The 17,681-nt window shown below is 64.9% G+C and carries 19 protein-coding genes, 1 tRNA gene and 1 pseudogene; 8 read left to right on the forward strand and 13 right to left on the reverse strand.

The annotated features are described in order from the left end of the window. Positions 1 to 38 precede the first annotated feature (38 nt). Positions 39 to 371 (forward strand): GYD domain-containing protein, encoded by a 333-nt coding sequence (locus tag GKC28_RS16465; RefSeq protein ID WP_174148086.1) that lies wholly within the window; start codon positions 39 to 41, stop codon positions 369 to 371. Between the two features lie 102 nt (positions 372 to 473). On the opposite strand, the gene argB is transcribed toward GKC28_RS16465, so the two are convergent. Continuing rightward, positions 474 to 1,334: an acetylglutamate kinase gene (gene argB / locus GKC28_RS16470; RefSeq protein ID WP_174148087.1), complete on the reverse strand. Its 861-nt coding sequence runs from the start codon at positions 1,332 to 1,334 to the stop codon at positions 474 to 476. A 134-nt stretch (positions 1,335 to 1,468) separates the two neighbouring features. Between argB and GKC28_RS16475 the strand changes: the two genes are divergently transcribed. Then, positions 1,469 to 2,197 carry an SDR family NAD(P)-dependent oxidoreductase gene (locus tag GKC28_RS16475; RefSeq protein WP_174148088.1) on the forward strand — a complete coding sequence of 243 codons (729 nt, stop codon included), beginning with the start codon at positions 1,469 to 1,471 and terminating at the stop codon, positions 2,195 to 2,197. Between the two features lie 82 nt (positions 2,198 to 2,279). Here the strand turns inward: GKC28_RS16475 and GKC28_RS16480 are convergent, their stop codons facing one another. From GKC28_RS16480 to ttcA, 7 genes are all read right to left on the reverse strand, one after another. Then, the gene (locus tag GKC28_RS16480) at positions 2,280 to 3,677 is read right to left on the reverse strand and encodes a PepSY domain-containing protein (protein WP_174148089.1); all 1,398 of its coding nucleotides are present in this window, start codon (positions 3,675 to 3,677) and stop codon (positions 2,280 to 2,282) included. Between the two features lie 70 nt (positions 3,678 to 3,747). Further along, the gene (locus tag GKC28_RS16485; protein WP_174148090.1) at positions 3,748 to 4,113 is read right to left on the reverse strand and encodes a DUF2946 family protein; all 366 of its coding nucleotides are present in this window, start codon (positions 4,111 to 4,113) and stop codon (positions 3,748 to 3,750) included. Between the two features lie 5 nt (positions 4,114 to 4,118). After that, positions 4,119 to 4,766 carry a ribosome biogenesis GTP-binding protein YihA/YsxC gene (gene yihA / locus GKC28_RS16490; protein ID WP_174148091.1) on the reverse strand — a complete coding sequence of 216 codons (648 nt, stop codon included), beginning with the start codon at positions 4,764 to 4,766 and terminating at the stop codon, positions 4,119 to 4,121. Then, positions 4,766 to 5,518: an MOSC domain-containing protein gene (locus GKC28_RS16495; RefSeq protein WP_174148092.1), complete on the reverse strand. Its 753-nt coding sequence runs from the start codon at positions 5,516 to 5,518 to the stop codon at positions 4,766 to 4,768. The genes yihA and GKC28_RS16495 overlap by 1 nt, the downstream gene beginning before the upstream one ends. After that, positions 5,515 to 7,323 (reverse strand): membrane protein insertase YidC, encoded by a 1,809-nt coding sequence (gene yidC / locus GKC28_RS16500; protein WP_174148093.1) that lies wholly within the window; start codon positions 7,321 to 7,323, stop codon positions 5,515 to 5,517. Before yidC ends, GKC28_RS16495 begins: the two co-directional genes overlap by 4 nt. A gap of 133 nt (positions 7,324 to 7,456) precedes the next feature. Continuing rightward, a complete protein-coding gene (locus tag GKC28_RS16505; protein ID WP_174148094.1) occupies positions 7,457 to 9,001 on the reverse strand; it encodes a bifunctional diguanylate cyclase/phosphodiesterase in 1,545 nt (514 codons plus the stop codon). A gap of 66 nt (positions 9,002 to 9,067) precedes the next feature. After that, a complete protein-coding gene (gene ttcA / locus GKC28_RS16510) occupies positions 9,068 to 9,955 on the reverse strand; it encodes a tRNA 2-thiocytidine(32) synthetase TtcA (RefSeq protein WP_174148095.1) in 888 nt (295 codons plus the stop codon). A gap of 222 nt (positions 9,956 to 10,177) precedes the next feature. On the opposite strand from ttcA, the gene GKC28_RS16515 reads away from it, so the two are divergent. Further along, complete coding sequence (locus tag GKC28_RS16515) at positions 10,178 to 10,684, forward strand: DUF3833 domain-containing protein (protein ID WP_254604275.1); 507 nt, start codon at positions 10,178 to 10,180, stop codon at positions 10,682 to 10,684. 6 nt (positions 10,685 to 10,690) lie between these two features. On the opposite strand, the gene yidD is transcribed toward GKC28_RS16515, so the two are convergent. The 3 genes from yidD to rpmH form a co-directional block, all read right to left on the reverse strand. Beyond that, positions 10,691 to 10,978 carry a membrane protein insertion efficiency factor YidD gene (gene yidD / locus GKC28_RS16520; RefSeq protein ID WP_174148106.1) on the reverse strand — a complete coding sequence of 96 codons (288 nt, stop codon included), beginning with the start codon at positions 10,976 to 10,978 and terminating at the stop codon, positions 10,691 to 10,693. A 74-nt stretch (positions 10,979 to 11,052) separates the two neighbouring features. Then, positions 11,053 to 11,478 carry a ribonuclease P protein component gene (gene rnpA, locus GKC28_RS16525; RefSeq protein WP_174148097.1) on the reverse strand — a complete coding sequence of 142 codons (426 nt, stop codon included), beginning with the start codon at positions 11,476 to 11,478 and terminating at the stop codon, positions 11,053 to 11,055. A gap of 23 nt (positions 11,479 to 11,501) precedes the next feature. Further along, positions 11,502 to 11,636: a 50S ribosomal protein L34 gene (gene rpmH / locus GKC28_RS16530; RefSeq protein ID WP_008554144.1), complete on the reverse strand. Its 135-nt coding sequence runs from the start codon at positions 11,634 to 11,636 to the stop codon at positions 11,502 to 11,504. 374 nt (positions 11,637 to 12,010) lie between these two features. Here rpmH and GKC28_RS16535 point away from each other — a divergent pair, with 374 nt between their 5' ends. From GKC28_RS16535 to GKC28_RS16555, 5 genes are all read left to right on the forward strand, one after another. After that, the gene (locus tag GKC28_RS16535; protein ID WP_174148098.1) at positions 12,011 to 12,787 is read left to right on the forward strand and encodes a TVP38/TMEM64 family protein; all 777 of its coding nucleotides are present in this window, start codon (positions 12,011 to 12,013) and stop codon (positions 12,785 to 12,787) included. A 2-nt stretch (positions 12,788 to 12,789) separates the two neighbouring features. Then, the gene (locus GKC28_RS16540) at positions 12,790 to 14,208 is read left to right on the forward strand and encodes an NAD(P)/FAD-dependent oxidoreductase (RefSeq protein WP_174148099.1); all 1,419 of its coding nucleotides are present in this window, start codon (positions 12,790 to 12,792) and stop codon (positions 14,206 to 14,208) included. A 15-nt stretch (positions 14,209 to 14,223) separates the two neighbouring features. Next, positions 14,224 to 15,609, forward strand: coding sequence for a HAMP domain-containing sensor histidine kinase (locus GKC28_RS16545; RefSeq protein WP_174148100.1), 1,386 nt, complete (start codon positions 14,224 to 14,226; stop codon positions 15,607 to 15,609). 100 nt (positions 15,610 to 15,709) lie between these two features. Then, positions 15,710 to 15,786, forward strand: a tRNA-Arg gene (locus GKC28_RS16550). A 527-nt stretch (positions 15,787 to 16,313) separates the two neighbouring features. Further along, positions 16,314 to 16,499 (forward strand): hypothetical protein, encoded by a 186-nt coding sequence (locus GKC28_RS16555; RefSeq protein ID WP_174148101.1) that lies wholly within the window; start codon positions 16,314 to 16,316, stop codon positions 16,497 to 16,499. A gap of 75 nt (positions 16,500 to 16,574) precedes the next feature. Here the strand turns inward: GKC28_RS16555 and GKC28_RS26455 are convergent. Together GKC28_RS26455 and GKC28_RS16565 are read right to left on the reverse strand one after the other, a co-directional pair. Further along, positions 16,575 to 16,706 (reverse strand): annotated as a pseudogene (locus GKC28_RS26455) (IS5/IS1182 family transposase); the annotation flags it as partial. A 118-nt stretch (positions 16,707 to 16,824) separates the two neighbouring features. Next, positions 16,825 to 17,681 (reverse strand): IS5 family transposase (locus GKC28_RS16565; protein ID WP_174148102.1); only part of this gene is annotated, 857 nt, incomplete at its 5' end.

Raw genomic sequence — 17,681 nt, forward strand, 5'->3', positions numbered from 1 at the left:
GCAGCCGGCCTGCATCTTCCGCCCCAGGGAGTGTCAGAATGCCAAGATTTATCGTGACCGGAAACTACACGTCTTCTGCGATGAAGGCGATGCTCGACAGCCCCAGCAACCGCGAGGCCGCGGCCCGTGCCCTTGTCGAAGCGGCAGGCGGCAAGCTGGAGAGCTTTTATCTGACCACGGGGGAAAATGATTTCTCGATCAAGGTCACGATCGATGACGTCTCCAACCTGCTGGCAGCCTTGCTGGCGACCGGCGCCAGCGGCGCGGTTAGCAACCTTAAGACCGTCCGGGCGTTCACCGCGGATGAGTTCAAGGAAATGCAGGAGAAGGCGGGCAAATTCGCCAGCGCTTACAAGGCGCCGGGAAGCTGATCCGCGGATCCCTGGTTCATCCGGCTGAAAACATCCCGGAGCGGATTGGCCCCGGGAGAGCCAAGAGGGGCAGCGCCCTCTTGGTATGCCGGTGGCGCGCCATCAAGCGCGGATCATCGACCCCGCGCCGTGTTCGGTGTACAGCTCCAGCAGCACTGCGTTCTGCACTCGCCCGTCGACGATGATGCAGGCGCGCACGCCGCCGCGGACCGCATCCAGCGCGGTTTCGGTCTTGGGGATCATGCCGCCGGCGATGACGCCGCTGGCGGTCATTTCCTCGACATCCGCCGCCTTCAGCTCCGTCACCACTTCGCCGTCGGCGTTCTTGACGCCGGCCACATCGGTCAGCAGCAGCAGGCGGTCGGCCTGCAGCGCTTTGGCAATGGCGCCGGCGGCGGTGTCGCCGTTGATGTTGTAGGTCTCGCCGCCCCGGCCGGCGCCGATGGGGGCAATGACCGGGATCATGTTCTTCTCGAACAGCCCGTGCAGCACCTTGGGGTCCATCTCCGCCGGCGCGCCGACAAAGCCCAGGTCCGGGTCGGCCTGGTCGCAAGTGATCAGGTTGGCGTCCTTGCCCGACAGGCCGACGGCGCGGCCGCCCTGGCTGTTGATTGCCTGCACGATGCGCTTGTTGACGACGCCGGACAGCACCATTTCCACCACGTCCATGGTGGCGGCATCAGTCACCCGCTTGCCGTTCACGAATTCGGATTTGATCTGCAGCTTTTCCAGCATCGCATTGATCATCGGCCCGCCGCCGTGCACGATCACCGGGTTCACCCCGACCTGGCGCATCAGCACGATGTCGCGGGCAAAGGTCTCCATCGCCTCGTCGCTGCCCATGGCGTGGCCGCCCAGCTTGATGACGACAATCGCCCCGGAGAATCGCTGGAAATACGGCAGCGCGCTCGACAGGGTTTCGGCAGTGGCAATCCAATCGCGGTTCATATTCTGTTTCTTCATCGCTGGGGTCCCTCTGACAGGGGGTGTTACGCGTTTCCGGGCGTGCTGCCAAGCGGCTGCGCAAATGCGCCGTTGCAGCGGCCCGTGCGGGTGCTAGGCTGCAGCCCGGATACCACCTTACACGGAGCTGCGCCATGCGCCAGAAAACCCTGCTGCTCACCGGTGCCAGCCGCGGCATCGGCCATGCCACCGTGCGCCGTTTCAATTCCGAGGGCTGGCGGGTGATCACCTGCTCGCGGCAGCCGTTCCCGCAGGAATGCCCCTGGGGCGGCGGCCAGGAGAACCATGTGCAGCTGGACCTGTCGGACCCGTCGGACACGATCAACGCGGTGGGCCGGATCCAGGAGTTGCTGGACGGGCGGCTGGATGCCCTGGTCAACAATGCGGGGATTTCGCCCAAGGGGCCGAATGGGGAACGGCTGAGCACGCTCAACACCGATCTGATGGACTGGGGCAAGGTGTTTCACGTGAACTTCTTTGCCTCGGTGGTGCTGGCCCGCGGCTTGAAGGAAGAGCTGGCGGCGGCCAAGGGCTCGGTGGTCAACGTGACCTCGATCGCGGGCAGCCGGGTGCATCCCTTTGCCGGGGCCGCCTATGCCACGTCGAAAGCGGCGCTGGCGGCGCTGACGCGGGAGATGGCGCATGATTTCGGGCCGATGGGCGTGCGGGTCAACGCGATTGCGCCGGGAGAGGTGGAGACCTCGATCCTGTCGCCCGGCACCGAGAAAATCGTCGAGAAGCTGCCGATGCAGCGGCTGGGCCAGCCGGAGGAGGTGGCCTCAGCCATCTATTTTCTGTGCTCGGAGGGAAGCTCCTACATCTCCGGCACCGAGATCGAGGTGAACGGCGCGCAGCACGTGTAACCGCAGATCTACCGCCCGGCCGTGAAGGCCGGGCAGCGCCCGTCCCGCCCCCCACGGGGCGGGCGCTGCCCTGTGCGCTTGTTCAGCTCACCGCGCGTTTCAGCACCGGCAGGTTGCCGAGCAGCAGCACGTCGAACGCAAGCGCGGCCAGCAGCGCCAGGCCGGTGAGCGGGAAGGCCAGCGAGACCAGCACCGCGATCAGCGCGGCGCCCTTCCAGAACGGCATCTCTGCCGGTTCCGGCGGCGCGGCCAGGCGGGCGGCACCGGCGGGGCGGCGCTTGACCCACATCACCAGGCCGGAGACGCAGACAAAGATAACCGCCAGGCAGAACACCACGTTCAGCAGGAAGCTCCAGGTGCCCATCAGGCCCATGTGGAAGGGGATGCTGACCGCCATCGCCTTGCCCGCCCAGGAATAGTCGTCGTATTTCACATCCGCCAGGATCTTGCCGCTGTACTGGTCGACATGCACGGTGCGGTCGATGAACGGGCTGTCGCCGTCGCCGCTCATGCTGTCGCGGTTGAGGGTCCAGACACCTGTTTCACCGCCGGGGTAGGCAAGGCGGAAGCGGCCCTCCATCCCCAGTGCGCGGCCCAGGGCGATCAGGCTGGCAGCATCCACGGGCGCACCCTCAGTGACGCCGGTGATGCCCGCGTCAGAGCCGGAGGCGGGCATCGGGGTCTGCTCCAGCGCCCAGGGCACGTCGTTGGTGGACCCGTGGTTCATGCTGGCGTGGATGTCATCGGACAGGGGCACGTTGTCCCATTTTGCCGCCGGGAAGGTGCTCCAGGCCTGCATCATCTGGCCGCCCCAGATGCCGGTCCACGACAGGCCCGAGATCAGGAAGATCACCAGCAAAGCCGACATCCAGAAGCCGGTGACGGCGTGCAGGTTCTTCCACAGGGCACGGCCGCGGGCGCGGAGGTTGGGGATAAGGGCGACGATGGCATTGCCGCGCGGCCACCACAGGTAGAGGCCGGTCAGCACCAGCACGATGCCCAAACCGGCGGCGATTTCGATCAGCCGGTCGCCGGTGTCGCCGATCAGCAGGGTGGAGTGGATGTTGTCGGCCAGATCGTACCAGCCTGCGCGGCGGTCCCAGACCTCGATCACCTCGCCGCTGTACTGGTCCAGCGCGACCAGGCGCTGGCCGTCATCGGTTTTCACCCGGAACACGGCGGCCAGATCGGGGGCCTTGGGGCCGATCCATTCAGCGATGGTGCCGGGCTGCGCGGCCAATACGGCGGCCTCCTGCTCAGCCAGGGTCAGTTCGGCGGGGCCTTGGGTAACGGTGATCTTCTCGCCGTCGCGGCCGTCGAATTGGGTGATGAACATCATCATCAGGCCGGTGACGGCCAGCATGATCAGGAAGGGGATCACAAACAGGCCTGCATAGAAGTGCCAGCGCCAGACGGCGGCGTAAAATTTTTTGGACAGCGGACGCGATTGGTCCACGGATTGCGGTTGGCTGGTTGCCATTGGGTTTCTCCATACCAGAACGGGGCCGGACGCGCGGGACGCCGGCGGAAATGTCAGTTTGTTCGGAAAATCAGGAGAGTGCGGGCGGGCCGCGGGCATCATAGCGCCAGTGGAAACCGGCGGTGTGATGGGTGAAGGCCTCGCGCGACCAGCGGTCGCCGAGAGGCGTGTCCAGGTTTAGGTCAATCAGGCTGTCCGGCAGCAGCGCCACCGCGCCAAGCGCGGCGAAGGGACAGCTGCGGTCCTCCATCTGCTCGGCAGGCGCATGGGGTTCGCCGCTGTCCAGATCGACCCAGGTTTCCACCGGGCCGTGGCCGGTACAAATCACCAGAAGCACCTTGCCGTCCTGCGCCGAGGCCGGCATCCAGCCGGAGGGGATCAGCCCGGCCACGGCCAGGGCGATCACAACCAGCAGGGAGGGCAGGCGGCGCAGCACGTCAGTCAGAGCCCCGCGATGATCGAGCGCAGGGTGGCGATGCCGTCGCCTTTCTCGGAGGAGGTCAGCACGATCTCGGGGTAGGCTGCGGGGTGTTTCGCCAGCGCGCCCTTCACCTGTTCCAGCACCTTGGCGCGTTCCCTTTCCTTGACCTTGTCGGCCTTGGTCATCACGCATTGGAAGGTGACGGCGGAGCTGTCCAGGAGCTTCATGATCTCGTCATCCACCGCCTTCACACCGTGGCGGCTGTCGATCAGCACAAAGGCGCGGCGCAGGTTCTGGCGACCCGACAGGTAGCGCTTCAGCAGCTTCTGCCATTGCTCCACCACCTTGAGCGGCGCGTTGGCATAGCCATAGCCGGGCAGGTCGACCAGATACAGCTCCGGCCCCTGGGTGAAGAAGTTGATCTCCTGCGTGCGGCCTGGCGTGTTGGAGGCGCGCGCGATCCCCTTGGTGCCGGTCAGCGCGTTGATCAGGCTCGACTTGCCGACGTTGGAGCGGCCGGCAAAGCAGACCTCCACCCGGTCGGCGTCCGGCAGGCCGTTCATTGCCACCACGCCCTTCAGGAACTCGGTCTCGCCGGCAAACAGCTTGCGGCCTTTCTCGGCGGAGATATCATCCGGCGCTTCGGCCAGGGAAAATTGCATCTGCATCACAGCACCTTTACCGCGTCGCCCAGGCGGATCCCGCCGCCGCGCACCACCTCGGCATAGACCGAGAAATCCTGGTGGCCCCAATTGTCCTTGAGGGTCTTGAGCGTATCGGCGTCGCGTTCGCCGGTTTCGGGGTTGGCGGTGGTTGCCTGGCAGCGCACCACCCGCTCGCGCACCGCAAAGACAGCTTCGCCGACTTGCACCTCGCGGCCCAGCCATTCGTTTTCGGCCCAAGGATCATCCAGGTCGAACCAGATATTGCCGCGCCAGCGCAGGGGAGAGAGGTCATGCCCGATGGCCTGCTCCACCGCGCGGTGGGAAGCCCAGTTGCACAGGGTGATTGAGGGGAAATCGGTGTCGGTCATGCCGCGTCCCGGCACCCGCACGATGCGGGCCGACGCGGCGCGGTTGGCGGGCAGCAGCGGCTGGCTCCAGTCCAGGAACCGCGGCAGGTCCTCGGCCGCGTCGGGATCAAAGGTCAGCTCGGGACGGTCCGGGTGGCGCAGGGTCAGCTGGCCGGAGACATCATCCAGCCGGGCATCGATGGCCATCAGCTGGGGCGCCTTGGCACCACGGGTGAAATTCTGGCAGGGCGCCCAGGCGGTGTCGTCCGCCTTGGAGCTGTCATGGGCAACCGCCCAAACACGGTCGCCGGGCATGGTCTGCCCGGCGATCATGGTGACGTTTTCCAGTGCCTCCCGCCCATGGGATTTGAGCGGGTGGCGCCAGATGTCTGTGACCTGATGGGTCATTCCTTCTCAGCCTTGGGCTTCTTCTTGAAGCTCGACTTGATGTTGCCGAACACGTCCGGCGTATAGCCGTGGCTGCGCATGATCAGATACTGCTGGGTGAAGGTGATCGTGTTGTTGGCAATCCAGTAGACCACCAGGCCGGAGGCGAAGCCGCCGAGCATGAACATGAACACCCAGGGCATCCAGGCAAAGATCATCTGCTGGGTCGGGTCGGTGGGCGCCGGGTTCAGCTTCTGCTGCAGCCACATCGAGATGCCGAGCAGGATCGGCAGGATGCCGATGAAGACCAGCGCCAGCACGCTTTCCGGTGCCGGGGCCGCAAAGGGAAGCAGGCCGAACAGGTTCATGATCGAGGTCGGGTCCGGCGCGCTGAGGTCCTGGAAGGGGCCGAAGAAGGGCGCGTGGCGCAGTTCCAGGGTGACGAAGATCACCTTGTAGAGCGAGAAGAAGATCGGGATCTGGATCAGGATCGGCAGACAGCCCGCGGCGGGGTTCACCTTCTCCTTCTTGTAGAGCTCCATCATCTCCTTTTGCATCTTCTGGCGGTCGTCGCCGGCGCGTTCCTTGAGCTTCTCCATCTCCGGCTGCAGCTCTTTCATCTTGGCCATGGAGGCGTAGGATTTATAAGCCAGCGGGAACACCAGGATCTTGATCACCACGGTCAGGCCGATGATCGCCCAGCCCATGTTGCCGATCAGGACGTTCAGGTTGTGCAGCAGCCAGAACATCGGCTTGGTCAGGAAGAAGAACCAGCCCCAGTCGATGACGTCCAGGAAGCCCTCGATGCCCGCTTTCTCATAGCCGCGGATGGCGTCCCATTCCTTGGCGCCGGCAAACAGCTGGGTGGTGACTTCAGTGGACTGGCCCTCCGCAACGGTGACGGTCGGCAGCACGATGTCGGTCTGGAAGATCTCGCGGCGCTCGTCGAACTTGGCAATCGAGCGGAAGCCCTGGCCCGGGGCGGGCACCAGCGTCGACATCCAGTAGTGGTCGGTGAAACCGATCCAGCCGTTGGCCTCGACCTGCTTGACGCTGGATTTGGAGCCGTCGCGCGGATCGGGGTCGAAATCAGCCATGTCGTCATAGTCGGTCTCGGCCAGCTCGCCGTCGGTCATGCCGACCAGGCCCTCGTGCAGGATGAAGAAATTCTTTAACCCCGCGGGCTGGCCGTGGCGGGCCAGGGTGCCGTAGGGCGCCAGCGACACGGTGCCGCCGGAGGCGTTGGCAACCGACTGGGTGACCGAGAACATGTAGTCCTGATCGACCGCGATGGTGCGGGAGAAGGTCAGGCCCTTGCCGTTGTCCCAGGTTAGGGTCACCGGGCTGTCGGGGGACAGGGTGGCGCCGTTCGGGGCAGACCAGATGGTGTTGGCGCCCGGCACGTCGTCCAGTGTCAGCCCTGCGCCCGGTGCCCAGCCGTAGAGCGCGTAATAGGCGCCGGCCTCGCCCACAGGCTTCAGCAGTTTGACGATCGGGGAATTCTCATCGAGCGTCTCGCGGTAGTCCTTCAGCGACAGGTCGTCGATCCGGCCGCCCTGCAGCGAGATGCTGCCGGTGACGCGGGGCGTGTCGATGGCGACGCGCGGCGCATCCGGCGCGGCGGCCTGTTCCGGGGCGGTGTCTGCCACCGCATCGGCGCCCGCTGCGCTGGGCGCGGCGGCGGTATCGCCGGCCGGAGCGGTTTCAACAATCGCGGTTTCCGGTGCCTGTTCCGGTTCCGGCGGCGGGAAGAAGGTATACCACCCGAGGATCACCAGAAAGCTGAGTACGGTTGCGAGAATAAGATTTTTGTTCTGATCGTCCATTGGGGACTGCCACCTCGTGTAGGGAAGGACACGTGGGGTTCAACAGAGGTGGGCCGCAAAGGTCAAGCAGAATCGCGGTGCAGCGGCCCGTCAAAGAGCTCAGCTGCGGCAGAAACTCAAAGGAATTGAGCGTTCAGGGGGTCCGGCGGCCGATCACCGGCGCATCCTGCAGCTTGGCCTCATGGGCGGTGATCCAGTCCAGCGTCTGGTCGAACGGCATCGGGCGGCCGATGCCGAAGCCCTGCACGTGGCCGCAGCCGAGCTGTGCCAGCAGCGCGTGCTCACCAGCGGTTTCGACCCCTTCGGCCAGGGTGTCGAGCTCCAGCCGCTCGGCCATTGTCAGGATGGCGGAGATCAGTTTCTGCTGCTCGGGATCCTGGTCCGCCTTCATCACGAAGGTGCGGTCGATCTTGATCCGGGAAATGTTGAAGCGGCGCACCGCGGAGATCGAGGCATGGCCGGTGCCGAAATCGTCGAGGTCGATCGGGCAGCCCATTTCGCTGAGGGCGAGGATGTTGCGGGTGACCACATCGTCAGGCTGGTCAGTCATCACCGTTTCCAGAATTTCCACGCACAGGCGGTCAGCGGACAGGCCGAAGCGCTCCAGCTCCCATTTGATGCGGCCCGAGAGGCCCGGGTTGCGCAATTCCTGGGTGGCGAAGTTCACGCCGACGCAAGGCACCGTCACCCCGGCGTCATCCCAGGCCTTGATGGCGACCAGCGCGTTGTAGAGCATCACCTGGCTCAGCCGGTCCATCAGCCCGGCCTCCTCCAGCGCGGGCAGGAAGGTCGAGGGCGGGATCAGCCCCTGCACCGGGTGCAGCCAGCGTGCCAGCGCCTCAAACCCCGACACCCGGCCGGTGTCCGTGCAGATTTGCGGCTGGAACCAGGCCTGGATCTGGCCGCTTTCCAGCGCTGCCGCGGCTTCCTCGCGCAGGGTGGAGCGGCTGCCGGTGCGGCCCGGCATGTCGGCGGAAAAGGCCCGGATGCCGCCAGGCCCGTTACCCTGCGCCTCAGACAGGGCGGCAGCTGCGGCGCTGATCCATTCGGTGCTAGTCGCGCCGGGGACGCGGCCGTGCTGGCAGAACCCCATCGAAGAGGTCATGTAGATGGTGGTGCCGTCCAGCGGCAAGGGTTCCTCCGTGGCGGCCTGCATGCGCCCGGCCAGCTGAATGCACAATTCCAGATCCAGTTGCAGGGTCGGCGCCAGGCAGACCGCAAAACGGCTGTCACTGATCCGGGCGACGATGTCATTCTGGCGCAGTGCCGACACGATTTGCGCGCCGCAATGCTGCATGAAACGGTCGCCGGCCTCCTGCCCGTGGCGGTCCGTCAGCTCCCGGTGGTCGTCCAGCTCCAGAATGAAGATGGCAGAGCGCAGCCCGCCCTCACTGCATTCGGCGTGGATCCGGGCGGCTTCCTGCTCGAACCCGTCGCGCAGCATCATGCCGGTGACAGCGTCGCGCGGCGCAGAGCTGCCGCCCAGCTTGCTGAAGCCGCCGGCGGCGGCAAACAGGACCGGCAGCCCCAGCGCAACGGCCAGCAGTGCCGTTTCGCCGCCAAGCCAGAAAGTGGCAAGAGTCAGGGCGGGCAGAAAGGCAAGCAACGCCGGGCCCGCAACCGCGGGAGCAAGGGTCTTCCTGAGGCGTGCCAGAATGCCTGAACCCGTATTTGTCATTCCCAGACCTTTCGTCTGCAGCCAGTCGTTCGGCCCCGAGACTAAGGTGCTGATATAACCCGGGAGTTAACGCAGCTGGGGAATTTCCGGTATTTCTTCCGCGGAATTGGCATTCTTCAGCTCAAGACCAGCGAAATCGAACAGTTTCGGGTCCAGAAGGTGGGACGGACGCGCATTCATCAGTGCCCGGAACATCACCTGGCGGCGGCCCGGAGAGTTTGATTCCCACTGGTCCAGGATCTGTTTGACCTGCTGGCGCTGCAGCCCGTCCTGGCTGCCGCAAAGGTCGCAGGGGATGATCGGGTAATTCATGGAACGCGCGAACTTTTCGCAGTCGGCCTCTGCCACATGGGCCAGCGGGCGGAACACGAACAGGTCGCCTTCCTCATTGACCAGCTTGGGCGGCATGGTCGCAAGGCGGCCGCCGTGGAACAGGTTCATGAAGAAGGTTTCCAGGATGTCGTCGCGGTGATGGCCCAGCACCACCGCCGAGCAGCCCTCCTCGCGGGCGATGCGGTACAGGTTGCCGCGGCGCAGGCGCGAGCAGAGCGCGCAGTAGGTGCGCCCCTGCGGCACCTTGTCGACGACGATGGAATAGGTGTCCTGATATTCGATCCGGTGCGGCACGCCCATCTTTTCCAGGAACTCCGGCAGCACGGTGGCGGGAAAGCCCGGCTGGCCCTGATCCAGGTTGCAGGCCAGCAGGTCCACCGGCAGCAGGCCGCGCCACTTCAGCTCATAGAGAACCGCCAGCAGGGTATAGCTGTCCTTGCCGCCCGACAGGCAGACCAGCCACTTGGGCGTGCTGCCGTCCGCGCGCCGCTCCACCATGCCGTATTGCTCGATCGCCTCGCGCGCGTACCGCACGATGCGCTTGCGGAGCTTCTTGAACTCGGTGGTCGCGGGGGCGCCGGCAAACAGCGGGTGGATTTCGTCCAGATCATCATCAAGCATGGCCGCGCCCTAGCCGAGGACGGGCGTTTTGCCAAGGAAAAAAGGCGTGCGGCGGCGGCCCGGGCCGTGCACCGCGCAAGGAAAGTCATCCAAACCTGCGGCGGCTGCGTAGCTGATGGGAGATGCAAAGCGAAACCGCGGAGAAAGGGGCGTGTGATGACGGCCGCAAACAAACGCGAAACCCGGCGCCGGTGGGTGCGCTGGGCAGCACTTGGGGTTGGAATGGCGGGGCTTTCCGCGCTGACTGCCTGCGGGCGGCCCAGCCTGTTGGACGGCAAGCTGAGCAGCAGGAGCCTGAACCTCGAGGAGTATTTCGACGGGCGCACGGTGGCATACGGGCAGTTCGCGGACCGCTTCGGCACCGTGCGGCGGCGGTTTGTGGTGGATATCACCGGTGAATGGGATGGTGAGAAGCTGACCCTGACGGAGGATTTCCGCTATTCCGACGGCACCACCGAGCAGCGGATCTGGACCCTGACCAAGACCGGCGAGGACACCTGGGAAGGCGCTGCAGACGGCGTGCAGGGGGTCGCGCGCGGGGAGGAGCGCGGCGACACCTTCAATTGGGCCTACACTATCGACCTGCCGGTGCCGCGGGGCGGCACCATGCGGGTGTCCTTTGATGACTGGATGTGGCTGCTGGAGGACGGCCGCCTGCTGAACAAGGCCTATATGAGCCGCTTTGGCGTGACCTTGGGGGAGGTCACGATCTTTTTCGAGAAGAAGTAGCGGGGCTCAGCTGCCCGGGCGGTCCTGCGCTTTGTCTTTGCGGACGGTTTTAGCGTGGTCATGGGACGGGTCGCAGCCCGGCACCGGGTCATAGCCGTCACCGCCCAAGGGATGGCAGCGGCCGATGCGCCGCGCGGTCAGCCAGACGCCTTTGATGGCGCCGTGTTTCTCCAGCGCTTCCAAGGCATAAGCCGAGCAGGTGGGCTGGTAGCGGCAGTTGAAGCCGACCCAAGGCGAGAACAGCAGCCGGTAGGCGCGCACAGGCAGGGCAAAGATATGGGCCAGCGGGGTCATGGCGGATAGATAGGGGCAGGGCGGCTGTTGAGCAATGGACAAGGCCCGGAACACGCCGAAGGCGCTGGCCCGCTTTACTGCCCGTGGATCTTTTTCAGCGCGTAGATCAGGTCGCGCTTCAGCTCCTCGAACGGGCGCTGGGCGGTTTCAATTGCGCGGCCGATCAGCACGTAGTCCCAGCCGGGGCGGCCATGGGCTGGCAGAATCATCCGGGCGGCCTCGCGCAGTCTGCGCTTGGCGCGGTTGCGGGCCACCGCGTTGCCGACTTTCTTGGAGCAGGTGAAGCCGATGCGGATGCCGCCATCGTCCTTGCGGTTGCGGCCCTGCACCATCATCGCCTTGGTGCCCTGCTTGCGGGCAGGGGGGCGGGCGCAGGCGAGGAAATCACGGCGCTTGGCCATGACCTCAAGCTTGGGCGCATCCGGTGCGCAAACGGACACCGCCGGAGGCGTGTCCCCGCGGGCAGCGTTGCCGTCCTTGGGGGCCTCCGGCGGTGTCATGTCCGTCAGAACGTGAACTGAGCTTATGCGCTCAGTTCTTTGCGGCCGCGGGCGCGGCGTGCGTTCAGGATCTTGCGGCCTGCTTTGGTGGCCATGCGCGCACGGAAGCCGTGGCGGCGTTTGCGAACCAGGTTCGAAGGCTGATAGGTGCGTTTCATCGCTCCGGTCTCCACATTTTTTCTTCGGGTGCGCGGAATCGCCCGCCCGGGGTCTATCTCGAAGCCCGGTCTTTAGGAGGGAATGGCGGCCAAGTCAAACCCTGCGGGGCGGGAAATCACCTTTTGAGGTGAAAAATCATACCCAGCTGTGATGGCAGCCCTGGGCAATATGCAACATTTCTGCCGAAAACTGCCCCCGGACGGCCTGTCCGGACAGAGCAGCTGTAACACGGGGGCGGTGATTCTGCCATAAAGCTCACGGAATCCGCAGTTGCGATCAAGCGCCTGTGAGGCGGGCGGAACCGCCCTCGCGAAAGAGCCATTTAACACGTAGCAACAGACAGAGCGGAACAGACACGGACCAGATGGGCGGCATGACAGATACACCGGAAACAGAATCCGAGGCCAGGCAACAGGACGGCGGCAAACCGGGCGTTGCGCGGCATCTGCCGCTGATTGCGGTGGCAGCGGTGGCGCTGATCGGGGCGGCGGTGCTGAAGGATTACCTGACCTTCGACACGCTGCGCGACAACCGCGAGGCGCTGATGGCGTTCCGGGACCAGAATTACCTGGGCCTGGTGGCGCTGTTCATGGGGATTTACATCGTGATTGTTGTGTTTTCGCTGCCCGGGGCGGCGGTGGCCTCTGTCACCGGCGGCTTCCTGTTCGGGCTGGCAGCGGGCACCGCGTTCAATGTGGTCTCAGCCACTATCGGCGCGGCGGGCATCTTTCTGGCCGCGCGCATGGGGCTGGGGGCGGTTCTGACGGCGCGAATCGAGGCCGCCGAGGGCCGGGTGCGGATGCTGAAACAGGCGCTGCGGGAAAACGAGATCGAGGTGCTCTTGCTTTTGCGGCTGGTGCCGGCGGTGCCGTTTTTCGTGGCGAACCTGCTGCCGGCGCTGGTGGGGGTGAAGTTCCGCAACTTCCTGTGGACCACCGCGGCGGGGATCATTCCCGGGGCCATCGTCTTTACCTGGATCGGGGTGGGGGTCGGCTCTGTCTTTGACCGCGGCGGCGATCCGGACCTTAGCCTGTTGTGGGAGCCGCATGTGATCGGGCCGATCCTGGGACTGTGTGTGCTGGCGGCGATGCCGATCCTGGTGAAAGCGGTGCGCGGCAACCTGCGTGGCCAAGCGAAGAGGGACAGCTGAATATGAACAGCATCACATGCGATCTTCTGGTGATCGGAGCGGGCTCCGGCGGGCTGTCGGTGGCGGCAGGGGCCAGCCAGATGGGGGCTGACGTGGTGCTGCTGGAAGGCCACAAGATGGGCGGCGACTGCCTGAACTACGGCTGTGTGCCCTCCAAGGCGCTGCTGGCGAGCGGCAAGGCGGCGCATAGGCAGGCACATACCGCGGAATTCGGCGTGGCGGATCAGGTGCCGCAGGCGGATTACGCCGCGGCCAAGGATCATGTGCAGCAGGTCATCGAAACCATCGCCCCGGTCGACAGCCAGGAGCGGTTCGAGGGTTTGGGCGTGCGGGTGATCCGCGAGTTCGGGCATTTTGTCTCGGAAGCCGAGGTGGCCGCCGGAGACTACCGCATCACAGCGCGGCGGGTGGTGATTGCCACCGGTTCGGCGCCGCTGGTGCCGCCTATCCCGGGGCTGGACAAGGTCCCCTATGAGACCAACGAGACGCTGTTCGACCTGCGCGAGAAGCCGGAGCATCTGCTGATCGTCGGCGGCGGCCCGATCGGCATGGAAATGGCGCAGGCGCATGTGCGGCTGGGCTGCAAGGTCACCGTGATCGAGGGCTACAAGGCGCTGGGCAAGGATGATCCCGAGGCCGCGGCGCTGGTGCTGGATGCCTTGCGCACAGAAGGCGTGGAGATTGCCGAGGGCGCCATGGTCTCCCGCGTCTCCGGTCAGGCGGGCGCGATCGAGGTCGAGACCAAGGATGGCAGCCGGTTCAAGGGCAGCCACCTGCTGATGGCGGTGGGGCGCAAGGCCAATACGGAGCGGCTGAACCTGGCTGCGGCGGGAATTGAAACGCAAGGCAACGGCATCAAGGTGGATGAGAGCCTGCTGACCACCAACAAGCGCGTCTATGCCATCGGCGATGTGGCGGGGGGCATGCAGTTCACCCATGTGGCGGGTTACCACGCCAGCGTCATTATCCGCTCCGCCTTGTTCGGCCTGCCGTCGAAGGCGAAGACCAGCCACATTCCCTGGGCCACCTATACCGACCCGGAGCTGGCGCAGGTGGGACTGACCGAAATGCAGGCGCGTGATCGTTACGGGGTGAAGCTTGAGGTGGCACGGTTCGACTACCACCACAACGACCGCGCCGTTGCCGAGCGCAAGACCAAAGGGGTTATCAAGGTGATGGTGGTCAAGGGCCGTCCCGTGGGCGCGACCATCGCAGGCCATCAGGCGGGCGAGCTTATCGGCTTGTGGTCGATGGCCATCGCCAACAACCTGAAAATGAGCCAAGTGGCTGCAATGGTTGCGCCTTATCCCAGTATGAGCGAGATTAACAAACGGGTGGCGGGGGCATATTTCTCCCCGCGGCTGTTTGAGAGTAGCTTTGTTAAACGCGCCGTGCGCTTTGTTCAGCGCTGGATTTCATGAACTGAAGGCCGCTTCATGCTCAACACGCTTTCGGGCCGATTCCTGATCCTGACCACGGTCTTCGTGATGCTGGCCGAGGTGCTGATCTTTGTCCCCTCGATCGCGCGGTTCCGCGAGGACTACCTGGCCGACCGGCTGGAGCGGGCGCAGATCGCCTCGCTGGCGCTGTTGGCCGATGACATGCTGGAGACCGAGCTGGAAGCGGAGCTCTTGGAGAACGCGGGCGTCTACAACGTGGTGCTGCGCCGCGACGAGATCCGCCAGCTGATGCTGGCTTCGCCGATCCCGCGGGAGATCACCGCCACCTATGATCTGCGCATGGCAGGCGCGATGACTCTGATCCGCGACGCGATGCTGCGGCTGGCCCGCCCGGAGAATGAGATCATCCGCGTGATCGGCGCGCCGGTGCGCGAGGCCGGGCTGCTGATCGAGGTCACCATGGAAACCGCACCGCTGCGGACCGCGATGATCGACTACGGGGTGCGGATCCTGATTCTCTCCGCGGTGATCTCGATCATTACCGCGGTGCTGCTGTTCGGGGCGGTGCGGATCGTGCTGGTGAAGCCGATCAAGAGCGTGGTCGGCTACATGCAGCGCTATGCGGCGGCGCCGGAGGATGCGCGCGGCATCATCCATCCCAGCTCCAGCGTGGTGGAACTGCGCGAGGCGGAGGAGGCGCTGATGCAGCTGCAGACAGAGCTGACCCAGGCGCTGAAACAGCGCGAGCGGCTGGCCCAGCTGGGCGGCGCGGTGGCCAAGGTGAGCCACGACCTGCGCAACATCCTGACCTCGGCGCAGCTGTTCACCGACCGCATCGAGAGGAGCGAGGACCCGCTGGTGCGCCGCCTGGCACCGAAGCTGGTGAACTCGATCACCCGCGCGGTGTCCCTGTGCGAGGGCACGTTGGCGTTCGGCAAGGCGGAAGAGCCGTCGCCCACATTCGGCGTGGTCTGCCTGCACGAGATCACCGCCGACATCGCCGAAAGCGAGCTGCTGGCCGCGGACAGTGAGATGCTGGAGATCGTCAACGCGGTGCCCAAGCCGATGATGCTGCGCGCCGACCCGGAGCAGCTGTTCCGCATCGTCCTGAACCTGGTGCGCAACGCCCGCCAGGCGATTGCCGCCGCCGGCCGGCCCGGGCGGATCACGGTGGACGCGCGCGAAGAGGGCGATGCCTGGTATATCACCGTGGCCGATTCCGGGCCGGGCCTGCCGAAGAAGGCGCAGGACAATCTGTTCACCCCGTTCCAGGGCGGCGCGCGCAAGGGCGGTACCGGCCTGGGGCTGGCGATTGCCGACGAGCTGGCCCGCGGCCACGGCGGCACCGTGAATCTGCAGGCAACCGGCGCGCAAGGCACCGTTTTTGAAATCTGCCTGCCCAAGGGGGACGGCACGCTCTGACCTCGCCGGAAGACGTTGTGCGGGAAAGTTGCGGGGCAGAGCACTATTTTTGTTTTTGGGGTTGCGCCCGTGCGATGCTAGGATTAAACCCCGCCGCAGTGGACCGATAGCTCAGCTGGATAGAGTACTTGACTACGAATCAAGGGGTCGGGGGTTCGAATCCTCCTCGGTCCGCCACTTCCTAAATTGTCGGGCGACACATAGTTTTGCCATTTGCGGCAGAACCTTTCCTTTTTCGTGTCTCCAACATCCCCGCTCGCGCCTCCTGTTCCGCCAGTGGCGAAGCCTTCCCTGATTTTCACTTCGGAAGACCTCGTGTCTTCCGGAGGGCAAAGCAGGGTGGGCGCAGCCCGGACTGCGGCCGGACGGTGATCTGACACACGGGGCCGGAGCGGTGAAATTGGGAGGGGCCCGCGCCTCGCGCGGGAGGAACCGGATTTCTCCGTGGAGGCTGACGCGCAGCGGCATCAGAACCCGTGTTCAGATTGCCGGCCGGATGGCAGGCGGACCAATCAAACGGAAAATGCCAGGCGCGCTAGAGCGGAGCGGAGGCGTGGCTGACTTCTGTGCAAGCGATCGCGGTCTCGTCCGCGATCACATTCAAAATTCAGCAGAAAAGGTAGGAAGGAGAGCTGTAGGCTCGGCTTGCGGCAGTACACCTTCAGCTTGTAGGCTCAATGTGAGGAAGGATTTCGGATCAGTTCATGCCACCAATCGATTTTGAGGAATTTGAGTATGCCGTCAATCGCATCCCACACAGGCTCTATATTTCAAAGAGCTTTCGTTACCCACGTCGAGATACAGTTTATCGTCATGGCTGGAAGCGTTTCGAGGCTGGCCCTTTGAAAGAACTGGACACCTCCGATAACCCCGGATTTGGTGGCCTTTGAGCGTGAGTTGGGCTTATGGCAGCCGCGAACGGGGGCCTGCTGGCGCAAGCCAGTGGCTTCAGGTCGCCCTTGGCGTCAGGCCGGCGCCGTTCGGCTGAGAAGCCAACGCAGCCGGCCGATGTTGTAGACCATGTTGGCCAGCGTGATCGTCGCCCTGGCCCGGGCCAGCCCTATTGTTCGGATGGTCAGACCCATGCGATCCTTCTGATGCNTGGACACCTCCGATAACCCCGGATTTGGTGGCCTTTGAGCGTGAGTTGGGCTTATGGCAGCCGCGAACGGGGGCCTGCTGGCGCAAGCCAGTGGCTTCAGGTCGCCCTTGGCGTCAGGCCGGCGCCGTTCGGCTGAGAAGCCAACGCAGCCGGCCGATGTTGTAGACCATGTTGGCCAGCGTGATCGTCGCCCTGGCCCGGGCCAGCCCTATTGTTCGGATGGTCAGACCCATGCGATCCTTCTGATGCCCGAAAACATGCTCGACCTTGGAGCGTACAACCGACTTGCGCCCGTTCGCCCTGGAGGTGGGCGTCGACATTGGTCGCCCGCGGGGCTTCTTACGGTGGATCTCGCTCTTCATCCCGTTGGCCTCCAGCCATGCCTCGTTCTGAGTCGACCGATACGCGGTATCCGCCCAGACGCCACGCCCGGTATTCGCGGTCTGGATCAGGCCTTCCCGCAAGCGGGCACCGTCATGCTGGGAGGCGTCCGTGACGAGCTGCCGCCGGATGATGCCATTCTGGCGGTCGATGGAGATGTGGCTCTTGTAGCCGAAGATCGGGATGGCGATGTCGACTGGCCTGGAACCGTCGGCGCGGGTCTTGGCCTTGGAATACTTGACCGTCCAGCGCGCGTTCGTGTCTTTCTGCGCCGCTTTCGCGGGTTTGCCGGGCCAGATCTCCAGTGCGGTCTTGCCCGCCTTGATGGCCGCCTTCTCGCCATCCGAATTGCGCTGGCGCGGGGCGGCGATCAAACTGGCGTCAACGATCTGACCGGCTCGCGGGATAAAGCCGGCCTGGTTGATGGCGCGGTCAAGTTCGTTGAACAGCGCATCCAGCGCATCCGCCTTGATCAGCGCCTCACGGAAATCCCAGAGCGTGTTGGCGTCCGGCACCGTATCGGCGATCCCGAGACCACAAAAGCGCATCCAGCTCAGCCGGTCGCGGACCATGCGCTCGGTCGCCTCAA

Source organism: Leisingera sp. ANG59 (genome assembly GCF_013317235.1).
Taxonomy (GTDB): domain Bacteria; phylum Pseudomonadota; class Alphaproteobacteria; order Rhodobacterales; family Rhodobacteraceae; genus Leisingera.